Origin of the sequence: Microbacterium trichothecenolyticum (assembly GCF_000956465.1) — a bacterium.
Lineage (GTDB): Bacteria > Actinomycetota > Actinomycetes > Actinomycetales > Microbacteriaceae > Microbacterium > Microbacterium trichothecenolyticum.
Window position 1 is genome coordinate 25,546 of record NZ_JYJA01000022.1, and the last position, 13,888, is coordinate 39,433.

The following is a 13,888-nucleotide window of genomic DNA, read 5'->3' on the forward strand; positions in this document are numbered from 1 at the left end:
CCGCGAGGTTGCGGCCACCGTGGAGGAGGGATGGCGGGAAGAGACTGATACAGCCCTACACTGAGGCGGGTGCCGACCCCGATGCACCTCTCAGGTCACCCGGATTCCGACCGCCCCGAGCCCGGAGCCCCGCTCCAGTTCCGCTGGCGCAAGTGGGACGGCGGCCCGCACTGGGTCAACGACTGCATCTACCTCGGCAGGGACCGGTGGGGCGACTGGGTCGGTCAGCCCTCCGGCTGGCGCAACGTCCGTCCGGGGCTCGAGTTCGTCGCCGACGGACCCAACGTCACCCTCATCCCGCCGAGCGGCGACTACGCGATGACGGTCCACGGCGCGCCGCGGCGCGTGCGCATCTACATCGACGTCGCGTGGGACATCCGCTGGGAGGGCCACGAGCCCCGCGGCATCGACATGGACCTCGACGTCGTGAAGGCGATCGACGGGCGCGGCCTGTTCATCGACGACCGTGACGAGTGGGATGAGCACCGCGTCGCGTACGGCTATCCGCTCGACCTCGTCGACAAGCTCGAGGCGCTCGCCGTGGACCTCGAGCGCCGCGTCGCGGCGGCGGAGGCGCCGTTCGATGACGCGACGCCCGATGCGTGGCTCGCCCGGCTCGCGTCCTACGACGCCGTCGCGCCGCCCCCACCCGTCTCCTTCGCGGCCGCAGGTGACGGCGGCCCCGGCGCAGACGGCACCGCCGCCTAGACTCGAAGCCGTGGCATCCCACCCCTCCGATCCCGAGCCGAACCGCGCCGACCTCCACAAGGACCCGTCGCGCGTGAGCGGCATGTTCGACCAGGTCGCGGCCGGCTACGACCGCACCAACACCGTGCTGAGCATGGGCAACGACCGGTTCTGGCGCGCCGCGACGACGCGCGCGGTGAACCCGCGCGCCGGGCAGCGCATCCTCGACCTCGCCGCGGGCACGGGCGCCTCGAGCGTCGCGCTCGCCGGCAGAGGCGCCACGGTGGTCGCGGCGGACTTCTCGCCCGGCATGATCGCCGAGGGGCGACGCCGGCACAGCGGCATCCGGAATCTCTCCTTCGTGCAGGCCGACGCGACCGACCTGCCCTTCGGCGACGACGAGTTCGACGCGGTCACGATGTCGTTCGGGCTGCGCAACGTGAACGAGCCGAAGAAAGCGCTGAGCGAGCTGCTGCGCGTCACGAAGCCCGGCGGGCGCCTCGTCGTCTGCGAGTTCTCGCACCCGCCGTCGAAGACGTTCAACGGCCTGTATCGCTTCTACAACGACCGTGTGCTGCCCGTCGTCGCGAAGACCGTCAGCTCCAACGCGGAGGCCTACGACTACCTGAATGAGTCGATCCGCGACTGGCCCGACCAGCGCACGCTCTCGGCGTGGATCCGCCAGGCCGGCTGGACCGACGTCGCGCACCGCAACCTGTCGATGGGCATCGTCGCGCTGCACCGCGCCACGAAGCCCCGGGCCTAGCGTCGTCGGTCGACGTGCGGCGGACCGCGACGAAACGCGCCCCCGGTAGGCTGGGCGTGTGACACCGACAGCGCCGGGCTCGCACATCGCGGGCAAGCTGGGCCTCAGCGACCGCATCTTCGCGGGCGCGCGATCGCGCGGCCTGCTCAAGACCGTCGAGGCGGGGCTCAAGCGCGTCGACAGCGCCCTCGAGCGCGAGCTGCGCGTGGCCGACACGCTCGCCGACGCGACGAGCCGCTATCTGTACGACGCCGGCGGCAAGCGCATCCGCCCGATGCTGGCGCTGTTGACCGCCCAGCTCGGCGACGGCGCCACCGATGCGGTGATCGACGCCGCGACCGCGCTCGAGATGACGCATCTCGGATCCTTGTACCACGACGACGTGATGGATGCTGCCGACAAGCGTCGCGGTGTTCCCAGTGCGCACGCGGTGTGGGGCAACAACGTCGCGATCCTCACCGGCGACCTGCTGTTCTCCCGCGCGAGCCAGATCATGGCGCGCCACGGTGAGGACGCCATCCGGCTGCAGGCCGACACGTTCGAGCGGCTCGTGCTCGGGCAGATGCACGAGACGGTCGGCCCGTCCGACGACGACGACCGCGTCGCGTTCTACCTCCAGGTGCTCTCCGACAAGACGGGTTCGCTCATCGCGGCGGCCGCGCAGTCGGGCATCGTCTTCTCCAACGGGCCCAAGCAGTTCGAGCAGGCGATGGTGACGTTCGGCGAGAAGGCCGGTGTCGCGTTCCAGCTGCTCGACGACGTCATCGACCTGTCGGCCGACCCCGACGAGACCGGCAAGGTGCCCGGCACCGACCTGCGGGCCGGCGTGCCGACCATGCCGTACCTCGTTCTCGGGCAGCGGACCGATGCCGCCTCCGTCGACCTGCGCACACGCATCGACGAGGGCGTGGCGCGCATCGCCGACGGGGCCGATCCCGCGATCCTCGACGACCCGCTCGCGCAGCTGCGCGACCACGAGGCCACCCAGGCGACCCTCGACCTCGCCAACGCGTGGTCGACCGAGGCGATCGAGGCGCTCGCGCCGCTGCCCGACGGCGCGGTGCGGGAGGCCCTCACCCGCTTCGCCCAGGCCGTCGCCGACCGCTCAAGTTGATCCCCGTCCGAGTTCTTCTCCGCCTCCGGCATCCCGGCCGTTGAGCGAGCGATGAACGAGCGAGACGAAACGCCCGAAAGGACCACCATGACCAAGCTCCGATTGGCGATCGTCGGCGCAGGACCGGCGGGCATCTACGCCGCCGACATCCTGCTGAAGGCCGAGCGCAAGTTCGACGTGTCGATCGACCTGTTCGAGCAGCTGCCCGCGCCGTACGGGCTGGTCCGCTACGGCGTCGCCCCCGACCACCCCCGCATCAAGGGCATCATCACGGCCCTGCGGGAGGTGCTCGATCGCGGCGACATCCGCATCTTCGGCAACGTGCGCTTCGGCGAGGACATCACCCTCGACGACCTCAAGCGCCACTACAACGCGGTCATCTTCGCCACCGGCGCGATCCGCGACACCGATCTCGACATCCCCGGTATCGACGCGGTCGGCTCGTACGGTGCCGCCGACTTCGTGAGCTGGTTCGACGGGCACCCGGATGTGCCGCGCGAGTGGCCGCTGGAGGCAGCATCCGTCGCCGTCATCGGCAACGGCAACGTCGCGCTCGATGTGTCGCGCATGCTGGCCAAGCACGCCGAGGACCTGTTGCCGACCGAGATCCCCGACAACGTCCACCGGGGCCTGGTCGCCTCGAAAGTGACCGACGTGCACGTGTTCGGCCGTCGCGGACCCGCGAACGTGAAGTTCACCCCGCTCGAGCTCCGTGAGCTGGGCGAGCTGCGCGACGTCGACATGGTCGTGTACGACGAGGACTTCGACTACGACGACGCGGCCCGCGCCGCCATCGCGAGCAACAAGCAGGTCATGGTCATCGACCGCGTGCTGCAGTCCTGGCGCAAGCGCGACTCGGTCAACAACGCCGGCGGCTCCGCGTCGCGCCGGCTGCACCTGCACTTCTACGCCAAGCCGATCGAGGTGAAGACGGATGCCTCCGGCCGCGTGTCAGCTCTCGTCTACGAGCGCACGCGTCCCGACGGGGAGGGCGGTGTCGTCGGCACCGGCGAGCTGCGCGAGGTGCCGATCCAGGCGCTGTACCGCGCCGTCGGATACTTCGGATCGCCGCTGCCGGGGGTGCCCTTCGACAAGCGCCACGGCGTCATCCCGAACCGCGAGGGCCAGGTGCTGAGCAAGGACTCGAACCAGCGCGTCAACGGCGTGTACGCCACCGGCTGGATCAAGCGCGGCCCGGTGGGCCTCATCGGCCACACGAAGTCCGACGCGATGGAGACGATCCGTCACCTCATCAACGACCAGGGCACGTGGTGGCAGCCTGCCGACCCGTCGGAGGCCGCCATCCCCGCACTTCTCGCCGAGCGCGGCGTGGCCTGGACCGACCTCGACGGCTGGCACCGCCTCGACGAGCACGAGATGGCCCTGGGCGCACCGCACGAGCGGGCGCGCATCAAGGTCGTGCCCCGCGACGAGATGGTCACGATCTCCCGCAGCACCCCCGATCGTTGAGCTCGTCGGGACGCCGCCCCTAGGCTGAGGGCATGGCCGGGCCATCCCTCACCTGGGTCCCCGACATCCTGGGGGAGCCGTTCGAGCAGCTGACGCTGCCGCTCGGCCTGGACGGCGAGCACGGGCCGCTGGTCGCGACGCTGGTGCGCAGCATCCCGAATCCGCTCCTGACGCTGTTCGCGCCGCTGCGCGAGGTCGACGTGCTCTACGTGCACGGCTGGTCGGACTACTTCTTCCAGCGGGACCTCGCGCGGTTCTGGACGGGGCGCGGTGCGCGCTTCTACGCGCTCGATCTGCGTCGCTACGGGCGAAGCCTCAGGGACGGGCAGGCGCCCGGGTACGTCGACTCCCTCGAGGACTACGACGTCGACATCGCGGCCGCGCTGCACGCGATGGGACACGCCGCGGATCCAGCCGGACAAGCATCGCCCTCCGAACCGGACACGCGCGGCGGCCACCGCAAGCTCGTCCTGATGGGCCACTCGACCGGAGGCCTCACACTCACGCTCTGGGCGGCTCGGCACCCCGGCCGCGCGCACGCGATCGTGCTCAACAGCCCGTGGCTCGAGCTCCAGCTGGGCACATTGGGTCGCCAGGCACTGGCACCGCTGGTGGACATGCGGGCGAGGCTCGACCCGCGCGGAACGCAGCCCGCCGTCGACTTCGGGTTCTACACGCGCGCGCAGCACGAGATCGGCACGCTGCCGCATGACGATCACCGCGCCGTCTGGCGGCCCGACCGGGGATTCCCGACGGCGCCGGGGTGGTTGTCGGCCGTCATGGAGGGGCACCGCCGCATCGCGGCCGGCGTCGACGTGGCATGCCCGGCGCTGGTGCTGCTGTCGGTGGCCTCGACGACGCCGCTGTCGTGGAAGGAGTCCATGACGTCGACGGACTCCGTGCTCGTGGTCGACGACATCGCCCGCGCCGCGACCCGCATCGGCGGGCTCGTCACGATCGCCCGCGTCGAGGGTGCGATCCACGACGTCTTCCTCTCGCGCCCCGCCCCTCGCGCGATCGCGTACGATGCTCTCGACCGCTGGGCTCGCGCGTACGTCGTACCGGACGAAAATGTCCCCCGAAGAGGGGACAGCGCTCTTGTGGACAGTCGGGTTAAGCTGTAGGGGAGATGTCCCCAGCATCTCAGGGAAGGCCCTCCCCAAGAATCCTTCCCATCCGTCGTCACGCGCCGCTAACCGGGGGGTTGGTTGTGCGAGAGCAGACGACGACAGGCCCCGGGTGTCCCCAGCACCCGGGGCCTTTATCGTTCCCGGCCGCGTCGGTCACTCCGCGCGGCGGGCGAGCACGCGCACGAGAAGGACGTAGGTCGTGAGCGAGAGGACGTACCCGAGCAGGTACACGACGAGCTCCTGCGCGACGAAGCGGCTGTAGTCGAGTGCTCCTTCGGCGACCGCCGGCGAGCTCTGGCTCAGCAGGTACGCGGCCGTCTGGCCGGCGGCCAGGATCGCCAGCAGCGCCAGCACGGCGAGGAGCGCGAGCCAGATGCGGCTGCGCCACACCCGGCCGGCCGCGGCCATCGCGGTCGTCGACGTCCAGTCCGGCACCTCGGGGTCGAGCCACCCGTTCACCCGGGGGATCAGGATGACCGCTGCGATGAACGCGGCGTTGAGGATCGCGGTGCCGACACCGGCTGCTGAGCCCCCGTCGACGTCGCTGCGCACGAGCGAGGGGATGAGGAGGACGACCAGCACCGGCAGCGTCGCGACGACGGCCGACAACACGGCCCGGAGGAAGCGCATGGCCCGAGTGTAGGGTCAGTCTCCACCGCGATTGAGGAGCGACGACGATGCCCATCACCCCCACGTCGGCCGACGCCATGGAGACTCTCCGCCGACGCACGAGCGAGAAGTGGGGCGTCTACGCCGACGACGTGCTGCCGATGTTCGTCGCCGAGATGGACTTCCCGCTGGCGCCGGCGATCAGGAGGGCGTTGCACGAGGCGATCGACCTGGGGGACACCGGGTACGTCAATCCACTGGATCCCGGGGCTCGGAAGGCGTTCCGAGACTACGCCGCGGCCGCGTGGGGATGGGAGCCGGATATCGAGCGGATGGGCATCACGACCGATGTCAGCGTCGTGATCGTGGAGTCGCTGCGCCGGCTGATCGAGCCCGGCGAGGGGGTCGTGATCACGCCGCCGATCTATCCGCCGTTCTACGACCTCGTCCCCGAGGCAGGCGGAGTCGTCGCCGAAGTGCCGCTGCACGACGACGGATCTTCGTACGCGCTCGACCTCGAGGGCATCGACCGGGAGCTGGCCGCGGGCGCGAAGGGCGTACTGCTGTGCAGCCCGCACAACCCCGTCGGGCTGGTCCACGACCGGGCGACCCTCGAAGAGCTCTCCCGCATCGTCGCGCGCCACAAGGGGTTCGTCATCTCGGACGAGATCCACGCACCGCTGACCCATCACGGCGTGGAGTTCACGCCGTACCTCACCGTCTCGGAGGAGGCGCGGGCCCACGGGATCGCCGCCGAGTCGGCAAGCAAGGCGTTCAACCTCGCCGGGCTCAAGACCGCGCTGTTCGTGTCGGAGTCGGACCGCATGACCGACCTCATCCGCTCGCTGCCGGAGGAGGTCACTTTCCGGGCGGGGCAGTTCGGGCTGATCGCGACGCGGGAAGGGTTCGCCCACAGCCGCGACTGGCTCGACGGCACGATCGCCGCGGTGCAGCGCAATGCCGACCTTCTCCAGGCCGAACTCGCCGCTCGTCTGCCCGCGGTGCGACTTCGGCGTCCCTCGGCGAGTTACCTCGCGTGGCTGGACATGTCCGCTCTGGGCTGGGGAGACGACCCCGCCGTCCTCGCCGAACAGCACGCACGTGTGGCGCTGTCGAGCGGACCGAGGTTCGGTCGGCAGGGCGCGGGGCATGCGCGGATGAACCTCGCCTGCGCGCCCGAAACGATCACCGAGGCGGTGCGGCGGCTCGCGAGCGTGACAGGCTGAAGCGGAGCCCCAGCCCCATCAGGGACCAGCGCTACCGGTAGTTGACGAACTGGAGATCGACGTCGAGGTCCGCCGCCTTCAGCAGGCGCTGCACCTCCTGCAGGTCGTCGCGGGACTTCGACTGCACGCGCAGCTCGTCACCCTGGATCTGCGACTTCACCGACTTCGGACCCTCGTCCCGGATGATCTTGGAGATCTTCTTCGCGTTCTCGGACGAGATGCCGTCCTTGATCGTCGAGACGATGCGGTACTCCTTGCCGCTGGCGAAGGGCTCGCCCGACTCGAGGCTCTTCAGCGAGATGCCGCGCTTGATGAGCTTCGACTGGAAGACGTCGAGAACCGCCTTCGCGCGATCCTCGGTGCTGGCCTTGATGAGCACGGACTCGCCGCTCCACTCGACGGACGCCCCGGTGCCCTTGAAGTCGTAGCGCTGCTCGATCTCTTTGCGGGCCTGGTTGAGGGCGTTCTCCGCCTCCTGGTGGTCGACCTTGCTGACGATGTCGAACGAAGAATCTGCCATGGCCGGAAGTCTATCGGCGGCTGTCGCGCGGCGCGGGAGAACGGACGCCGCTGCAAGCGGTTCCCGTCGCCGTCAGGTGTGCAAGCGATTCCACGCAGACGCTGAAAGTCACGGCGAGGTATCGATCCGATCCCGGTGTTGCCATATGGCGTCTGCTGAGTTACAAATGTAAGCGCTTGCATTTCGCAGGTATGAGTCGAACCCGCACCGTCGCGACCGACAGTGCGGCCGGACTCACTCAGCACTCCAGAGAGGCACTGCACCGATGAAGGTGAACAAGAAGAGCTGGCTCGCGCTCGGCGGTCTCGCCGTCGCGTCGATCGTCCTCGCGGGCTGCGCGGGCAGCGGTGACAACACCGGTTCGAGCGACGAGGGCGACGCCACGTCGACCCTGACCGTCTGGGTCGACTCCGAGCGCGTCGACGCGCTGAAGGGCGCCGCCGACGCGTACAGCGAGAAGACCGGCGTCAAGGTCGACCTGGTGGGCAAGGACACCGGCAAGATCAAGGACGACTTCATCCAGCAGGCCCCGACGGGCAAGGGCCCGGACGTGGTGATGGGCGCCCACGACTGGCTCGGCGAGCTGTCGACCAACGGCGTCGTGGCGCCGATCGAGCTCGGCGACACCGCCGGTGACTACCTCCCGGTCGCGCTGCAGGCCTCGACCTACGAGGGCACCACCTACATGCTTCCGTACGCGGTCGAGAACATCGCCATCCTGCGCAACGCCGACATCATCCCCGAGCCGGCCACGAGCTTCGACGACATGATCGCGAAGGGCCAGGCCGCCGGCCTCACCACCCCGTTCGTCGTGCAGCAGGGTGTCGAGGGCGACCCGTACCACCTCTACCCGTTCCAGACCGCGTTCGGCGCTCCCGTGTTCGGCACCGACGCCGAGGGGAACTACGATCCGGCCGACCTGCAGATCGGCAACGAGGGCGGCTTCCAGTTCGCCAGCTGGCTCGGCGCGCAGGGTGTCGCGGGCAATTTCAACACCGACGTCGACGGCGACATCGCCAAGACCAAGTTCCTCGAGGGTGAGGCGGCCTTCTGGCTCACCGGCCCGTGGAACGTCGGCGCCGCGACCGATGCCGGTATCAACGTGGCGATCGACCCGATCGCGAGCCCGACCGGTGCCCCCGCCCAGCCGTTCGCGGGCGTGAAGGGCTTCTTCGTGAGCGCCGAGTCCGACAACAAGGTCGCCGCGAACGACTTCCTCGTCAACTACATCGGCACCGAGGATGTTCAGCTCGAGCTCTTCAAGGCCGGCAACGTGCTGCCCGCCCTGACTGCTGCTGCCGACACCGCTGCCGCCGACCCCATCATCGCCGGTTTCCAGACCGTCGGTGCCGACGCCGTTCCGATGCCCGCCATCCCGGCGATGGGTGCCGTGTGGCAGTACTGGGGCATCGCCGAGGCCGCGATCATCAATGGCGCCGACCCGACGGCGACGTGGCAGAAGCTCACCGACGACGTGAGCGCAGCCATCAAGTAACACCCTGCGGTCCCAGGACCGTGACAGGCGACCGGGACGGATGTCGAGGCATCCGTCCCGGTCCCGATGATGAGGATGATCGATGACCGATACTCTCTCGACCGCGACTGACGAGAAGGTCCCGCCGCAGACGCCCCGGCAGCGCAGCGCTGCCCGCACGGCGGATGCCGCCGGCGGCCGGCTGCGCTGGATCGTGCTCAAGATCGTGATGCTGGCGATCGTGGACGCCGTCGCGCTGTACGCCGTCTTCGTCCTCTTCCTTCACAACGAGTGGCTCGTCCTCACCCTGGTGACGGCCGTGACGATCCTCGTCAATTGGATCTACTTCTCTCGCAAGCAGATCCCCGGGAAGTACCTGACCCCCGGCATCATCCTGCTGGTCGTCTTTCAGATCTTCACCCTCAGCTACACCGCCTACATCGGGCTGACCAACTACGGAACCGGCCACAACGGCTCCAAGGATCAGGCGATCGCGTCCCTCATGCGATCCTCGCTCGTCCGCGTCGAGGACTCGCCGACGTTCGACGTGACCGTCGTCGAGCGCGTCGGCGAGCTCGGCCTGCTGGTGACCGACCCCACCGACGGCGAAGCGTCGCTCGGCACCAACCAGAAGCCGCTCGAGTCCGTCGACGCCACGATGGACGGCGGCAAGGCCGTCGCGGTGGATGGCTGGACCACGCTCACCTTCGCGGACGTGCTCGCCCGCAGCAACGAGGTCGAAGAGCTCGCGGTGCCGTACAGCGACGACCCCAATGACGGGGCCATCCGCACGCAGGACGGTCAGAAGGGCTACCTGTACACCTCCACTCTCGTGTACGACGCCGCCGCCGACACGATGACCGACACCGCCACCGGCACCGTCTACACCGACTCCGGCGAGGGCGCCTTCACCTCCGAGTCCGGTGAGCAGCTGCTGCCCGGCTGGCAGGTCTTCGTCGGCTTCGACAACTTCGTGCGCGCCCTGACCGACACGACGATCCGCGGCCCGCTCCTGGCGGTGACGGCATGGACGTTCGTGTTCGCCATCGTCTCGGTGGCCACGACCTTCTTCCTCGGCCTGCTGCTCGCAATGCTGTTCCAGAACAAGCGCATGCGGTTCAAGAACGGGTATCGGATCATGCTGATCCTGCCCTACGCGTTCCCGGCGTTCCTGTCGGCCCTCATCTGGGCGGGCATGATGAACAAGAGCTTCGGCTTCATCAACCAGGTGCTCCTGGGCGGTGCCGAGATCGGCTGGCTGACCGACCCGTGGATCGCGAAGTTCTCGGTCCTGCTCGTCAACCTCTGGCTCGGTTTCCCCTACATGTTCCTCGTGTGCATGGGGGCCCTTCAGGGCATCCCCGAGGAGGTCAACGAAGCCGGTGTCATGGACGGCGCGAGCCCCTGGCAGATCTTCCGTCGCATCAAGCTGCCGCTGCTGCTCGTGACGGTGGCGCCCCTGTTGATCGCGTCGTTCGCCTTCAACTTCAACAACTTCAACCTGATCTACATGCTCACCGGCGGCGGGCCGCGATTCGAGGACACGGCGATACCGGCCGGGCACACCGACCTGTTGATCTCGATGGTCTACAAGGTCGCGTTCACCGGGCAGAACCGCGACTACGGCCTCGCCTCGGCGTTCACGATCCTGATCTTCATCGTGGTCGCGGTGATCGCTGTGATCAGTTTCCGCAAGACCAAGGCCCTCGAGGAGCTGAACTGACATGTCGGAATCCCAGGACCGTCTCGCCCACCCCGACAAGACCGTCACGCAGAATGCGACCCTGGCCGTCGCGGGCGGCAGTGCCGCCGAGCAGTTCGAGACCGCGGCCCCCGGCATGGCGCCTTCGCCGCGTGCCGAGCGACCGGCTCGCCGTCGCCCGTTCGGCAGGTGGTTCGCCGACACCGGCTGGCGCCACGTCGTCGCGATCGTGGTGTCGGCGTTCGCGATCTTCCCGCTGCTGTACGTGCTGTCGGCGTCGCTGAACCCGAGCGGCACCCTCACGGGCACGAACCAGCTGTTCTCGGCGGTCGGCATCGACAGTTACGTGCGCATCCTCACCGACCCGCAGATCCCCTACCCGCAGTGGTTCCTCAACACCATGATCGTGGCGCTGATCACCGGTTTCACGATGGTGTTCATCGGGGCCCTCGCCGCCTACGCCTTCTCGCGCATGCGCTTCACCGGGCGCCGCGTGGGCCTCATCACGATCGTGGTCGTGCAGATGTTCCCGCAGATGCTGGCCGTCGTGGCGATCTTCCTCATGTTCAGCGCCATCAGCGACTGGTTCCCGGCGATCGGACTCAACACGCTCAGCGGGCTGATCCTGATCTACCTCGGCGGCGCGCTCGGCGTGAACACCTACCTGATGTACGGCTTCTTCAACACGATCCCCAAGGAACTCGACGAGGCGGCGAAGATCGACGGCGCCGGCCACGCCCGCATCTTCTTCACGATCATCCTCCGCCTGGTCGCGCCCATCCTCGCCGTCGTCGGACTGCTCTCGTTCATCGGGATCGTGAACGAATACATGATCGCGAGTGTCCTGCTCATCGATCCCGACAAGCAGACGCTCGTGGTCGGTCTCACCAAGCTGGTGTCGAACCCGCGATACGCCGACTGGTCGGGCTTCGCCGCAGGCGCGGTCATGGCCGCGATCCCGGTCGTCATCGTCTTCCTGCTCCTCCAGAAGTACATCGTGGGGGGCCTGACCGCCGGCGCCACGAAGGGCTGATCAAGCACAGCTGATCGCAGAGCGGATGCGAGAAGGCGCCACTCCTTGGAGCCCGTCGGAACTTCCGCTCTGCGATGATCGAGGCGAGCACCGCCACCGCCCGCCTGACGAAAGGCCGAGCCATGACGACCGTCCTCCCTCACCACGACGGCTCGCCGCTGCACGTGTCCGACCTGGCGCCGCAGCTCGGCGACGTGGTCACCGTGCGGCTGCGCGTGCCGGCGGGCTACGGCCCGCTCGCGGCGGTGCGCACGCGCTCCAATCCCGATCACGAGCCGGAATGGACGGATGCTGCGCCCCTCGGCTCGTCCGACGGCTGGGAGTGGTGGGAGGCACCCGTCACCGTGCGCAACCCGCGGCACGGCTACCGCTGGGTGCTCGTGCACAGTGCCGATTGTGGTGGTGACGGGCGGGTGGAGTGGCTGAACCAGACCGGCCTGCACACGATCGAGACCCTCGACGCCGAGGACTTCGCCCTCGTCGCGTCCCCTGCCCCGCCCGCATGGCTCACCGACTCCGTGATGTACCAGGTGTTCCCCGACCGCTTCGCGCGGTCGGCGCAGGCCGATGCGCATCCGACCCCGGACTGGGCGATCCCGGCGGATTGGGACGACCCCGTCGACCCCGTCGTGCCGGCGCGGTCGCAGCAGTTCTACGGCGGCGACCTCGGCGGCGTCATCGAGAAGCTCGACCACCTCGTCTCGCTCGGCGTCAACCTGCTGTATCTCACGCCGATCTTCCCCGCGGCCTCGAATCACCGCTACGACGCCTCGAGCTTCGACCGCGTCGACCCACTGCTCGGCGGAGATGAGGCGTACGTCCGGCTGATCGAGGCCGCCCATGCCCGCGGCATCCGTGTCATCGGCGATCTCACGAGCAACCACTCTGGTGATCGGCACGAGTGGTTCCAGGCCGCGCTCGGCCATCCCGGCGCCCCGGAGGAGGAGTTCTACTACTTCACGGATGACGCGAACACCGAGTACGCGTCGTGGCTCGGCGTGCCGAGCCTGCCCAAGTTCAACTGGGCGTCGCAGGAGCTCCGCGACCGGTTCATCGAGGGACCCGACTCCGTCGTCGCGAAGTGGCTCAAGCCGCCGTACTCGGCCGATGGCTGGCGCATCGACGTCGCCAACATGACCGGGCGCCTCGGGTCCGTCGACCTCAACGCCGAGGTGCGCCAGCTGCTGCGGCGCACGATGATCGAGATCAACCCCGACACGATCCTGCTGGGGGAGTCGACCAACGACGCCGCGAGCGACCTGCAGGGCGACGGCTGGCACGGCGCCATGACGTACCCGTCGTTCACGCGGCCCGTGTGGGGGTGGCTGTCCGAGCCGACCCACGCGGCCTACCTCACGTACGACGGCCGTGAGGCGACCGAGCCCTGGTTCTTCACCCAGCCGATCGGCGGCATCCCGCGGTACTCCGCGCGGCAGTTCGTCGACGCCGTGGTGCGCTTCACCGCCGGCATCCCGTGGCGGGTGCGGCTCGGCAACATGCAGCCGCTCGACACGCACGACACCGGGCGCTTCGCGACGAACGCGGCGCCGGGGACGGTGCCGGTCGCGGCAGGCCTCATGATGACGCTGCCGGGCCTGCCCGTGATCTTCGCGGGCGACGAGTTCGGACTCGTCGGGGTCGACGGCGAGGCGAGCCGCACACCGATCCCGTGGGGCACCGAGAGCGAGCCCGAGGTGGCCGAGCGGCTTGCGCTCTACCGCGAGCTCGTCGCGCTGCGCCACGCGCACCCGGTCCTGTCGACCGGAGGGCTTCGGTGGGTGCACGTCGACGACGAGTCCGTCGTGTTCGTGCGGGAGGCCGCCGACGAGACGCTGCTCGTGCTGGCGGCGAAGGGCGACGCGGATGCCGAGATCCCCGCGGGTGCGCTCCCGGGCGCCGCTTCGGCTGAGGCGCTCGTCGGCGACGCGACCCTCGCGGTGGCCGACGACGGAGCGGTGCTGCTGTCGGCAGACGGGCCCGCGTTCGCCGTGTGGCGGCTCTCGGGCGTCAAGGTGCCCGCACCGGAGCCTCGGTCCGCGACTGCGGACGAAGTGTCGCGCGGCGTGGTGTCGGCCGACGAGACCACTCCCGCGGAGCAGGTCGAGTCCGCCTGACGACGCCGCTGCGGGCTGTGGACAACCGTGACACGCAGTCGCA

At 69.1% G+C, this 13,888-nt stretch carries 12 protein-coding genes; 10 read left to right on the forward strand and 2 right to left on the reverse strand.

Annotation, left to right across the window (positions count from 1 at the left end):
* Positions 1-69 precede the first annotated feature (69 nt).
* The 5 genes from RS82_RS02360 to RS82_RS02380 all read left to right on the forward strand — a co-directional run bounded on the left by RS82_RS02360 (position 70) and on the right by RS82_RS02380 (position 5,161).
* Positions 70-708, forward strand: a complete 639-nt coding sequence (locus RS82_RS02360) for a DUF402 domain-containing protein (RefSeq protein ID WP_342666929.1) — start codon at positions 70-72, stop codon at positions 706-708.
* 10 nt (positions 709-718) lie between these two features.
* Positions 719-1,453 (forward strand): demethylmenaquinone methyltransferase, encoded by a 735-nt coding sequence (locus tag RS82_RS02365; protein WP_045296664.1) that lies wholly within the window; start codon positions 719-721, stop codon positions 1,451-1,453.
* A 58-nt stretch (positions 1,454-1,511) separates the two neighbouring features.
* Positions 1,512-2,567, forward strand: coding sequence for a polyprenyl synthetase family protein (locus tag RS82_RS02370; RefSeq protein ID WP_045296665.1), 1,056 nt, complete (start codon positions 1,512-1,514; stop codon positions 2,565-2,567).
* A gap of 87 nt (positions 2,568-2,654) precedes the next feature.
* Positions 2,655-4,037 carry an FAD-dependent oxidoreductase gene (locus tag RS82_RS02375; RefSeq protein ID WP_045296666.1) on the forward strand — a complete coding sequence of 461 codons (1,383 nt, stop codon included), beginning with the start codon at positions 2,655-2,657 and terminating at the stop codon, positions 4,035-4,037.
* Between the two features lie 32 nt (positions 4,038-4,069).
* Positions 4,070-5,161 (forward strand): alpha/beta hydrolase, encoded by a 1,092-nt coding sequence (locus RS82_RS02380; RefSeq protein WP_084695421.1) that lies wholly within the window; start codon positions 4,070-4,072, stop codon positions 5,159-5,161.
* A gap of 159 nt (positions 5,162-5,320) precedes the next feature.
* Here the strand turns inward: RS82_RS02380 and RS82_RS02385 are convergent, their stop codons facing one another.
* Positions 5,321-5,797, reverse strand: a complete 477-nt coding sequence (locus tag RS82_RS02385; RefSeq protein ID WP_045296667.1) for a hypothetical protein — start codon at positions 5,795-5,797, stop codon at positions 5,321-5,323.
* Positions 5,798-5,844: 47 nt separating this feature from the next.
* On the opposite strand from RS82_RS02385, the gene RS82_RS02390 reads away from it, so the two are divergent.
* Positions 5,845-7,002: a MalY/PatB family protein gene (locus tag RS82_RS02390; RefSeq protein ID WP_045296669.1), complete on the forward strand. Its 1,158-nt coding sequence runs from the start codon at positions 5,845-5,847 to the stop codon at positions 7,000-7,002.
* 31 nt (positions 7,003-7,033) lie between these two features.
* Here RS82_RS02390 and RS82_RS02395 read toward each other — a convergent pair whose 3' ends face one another.
* The gene (locus RS82_RS02395) at positions 7,034-7,522 is read right to left on the reverse strand and encodes a YajQ family cyclic di-GMP-binding protein (RefSeq protein WP_045296670.1); all 489 of its coding nucleotides are present in this window, start codon (positions 7,520-7,522) and stop codon (positions 7,034-7,036) included.
* A gap of 265 nt (positions 7,523-7,787) precedes the next feature.
* On the opposite strand from RS82_RS02395, the gene RS82_RS02400 reads away from it, so the two are divergent.
* From RS82_RS02400 to RS82_RS02415, 4 genes are all read left to right on the forward strand, one after another.
* On the forward strand, positions 7,788-9,017 hold the full coding sequence (locus RS82_RS02400) for a sugar ABC transporter substrate-binding protein (RefSeq protein ID WP_045296671.1): 1,230 nt from the start codon (positions 7,788-7,790) through the stop codon (positions 9,015-9,017).
* 82 nt (positions 9,018-9,099) lie between these two features.
* Positions 9,100-10,719 carry an ABC transporter permease subunit gene (locus RS82_RS02405; protein WP_045296673.1) on the forward strand — a complete coding sequence of 540 codons (1,620 nt, stop codon included), beginning with the start codon at positions 9,100-9,102 and terminating at the stop codon, positions 10,717-10,719.
* Between the two features lie 115 nt (positions 10,720-10,834).
* A complete protein-coding gene (locus RS82_RS02410) occupies positions 10,835-11,731 on the forward strand; it encodes a sugar ABC transporter permease (protein ID WP_045296708.1) in 897 nt (298 codons plus the stop codon).
* A gap of 122 nt (positions 11,732-11,853) precedes the next feature.
* Positions 11,854-13,845, forward strand: coding sequence for a glycoside hydrolase family 13 protein (locus tag RS82_RS02415; protein ID WP_084695425.1), 1,992 nt, complete (start codon positions 11,854-11,856; stop codon positions 13,843-13,845).
* Positions 13,846-13,888: the final 43 nt, after the last annotated feature.

What these genes read in the sequence shown, in the direction of transcription:
- RS82_RS02375 (WP_045296666.1), top strand. Translation starts at nt 2,655, where the DNA reads ATGACCAAGCTCCGATTGGCGATCGTCGGCGCAGGACCGGCGGGCATC.
- RS82_RS02380 (WP_084695421.1), top strand. Translation starts at nt 4,070, where the DNA reads ATGGCCGGGCCATCCCTCACCTGGGTCCCCGACATCCTGGGGGAGCCG.
- RS82_RS02385 (WP_045296667.1), bottom strand. Translation starts at nt 5,797, where the DNA reads ATGCGCTTCCTCCGGGCCGTGTTGTCGGCCGTCGTCGCGACGCTGCCG.
- RS82_RS02390 (WP_045296669.1), top strand. Translation starts at nt 5,845, where the DNA reads ATGCCCATCACCCCCACGTCGGCCGACGCCATGGAGACTCTCCGCCGA.
- RS82_RS02395 (WP_045296670.1), bottom strand. Translation starts at nt 7,522, where the DNA reads ATGGCAGATTCTTCGTTCGACATCGTCAGCAAGGTCGACCACCAGGAG.
- RS82_RS02400 (WP_045296671.1), top strand. Translation starts at nt 7,788, where the DNA reads ATGAAGGTGAACAAGAAGAGCTGGCTCGCGCTCGGCGGTCTCGCCGTC.
- RS82_RS02405 (WP_045296673.1), top strand. Translation starts at nt 9,100, where the DNA reads ATGACCGATACTCTCTCGACCGCGACTGACGAGAAGGTCCCGCCGCAG.
- RS82_RS02410 (WP_045296708.1), top strand. Translation starts at nt 10,835, where the DNA reads ATGGCGCCTTCGCCGCGTGCCGAGCGACCGGCTCGCCGTCGCCCGTTC.
- RS82_RS02415 (WP_084695425.1), top strand. Translation starts at nt 11,854, where the DNA reads ATGACGACCGTCCTCCCTCACCACGACGGCTCGCCGCTGCACGTGTCC.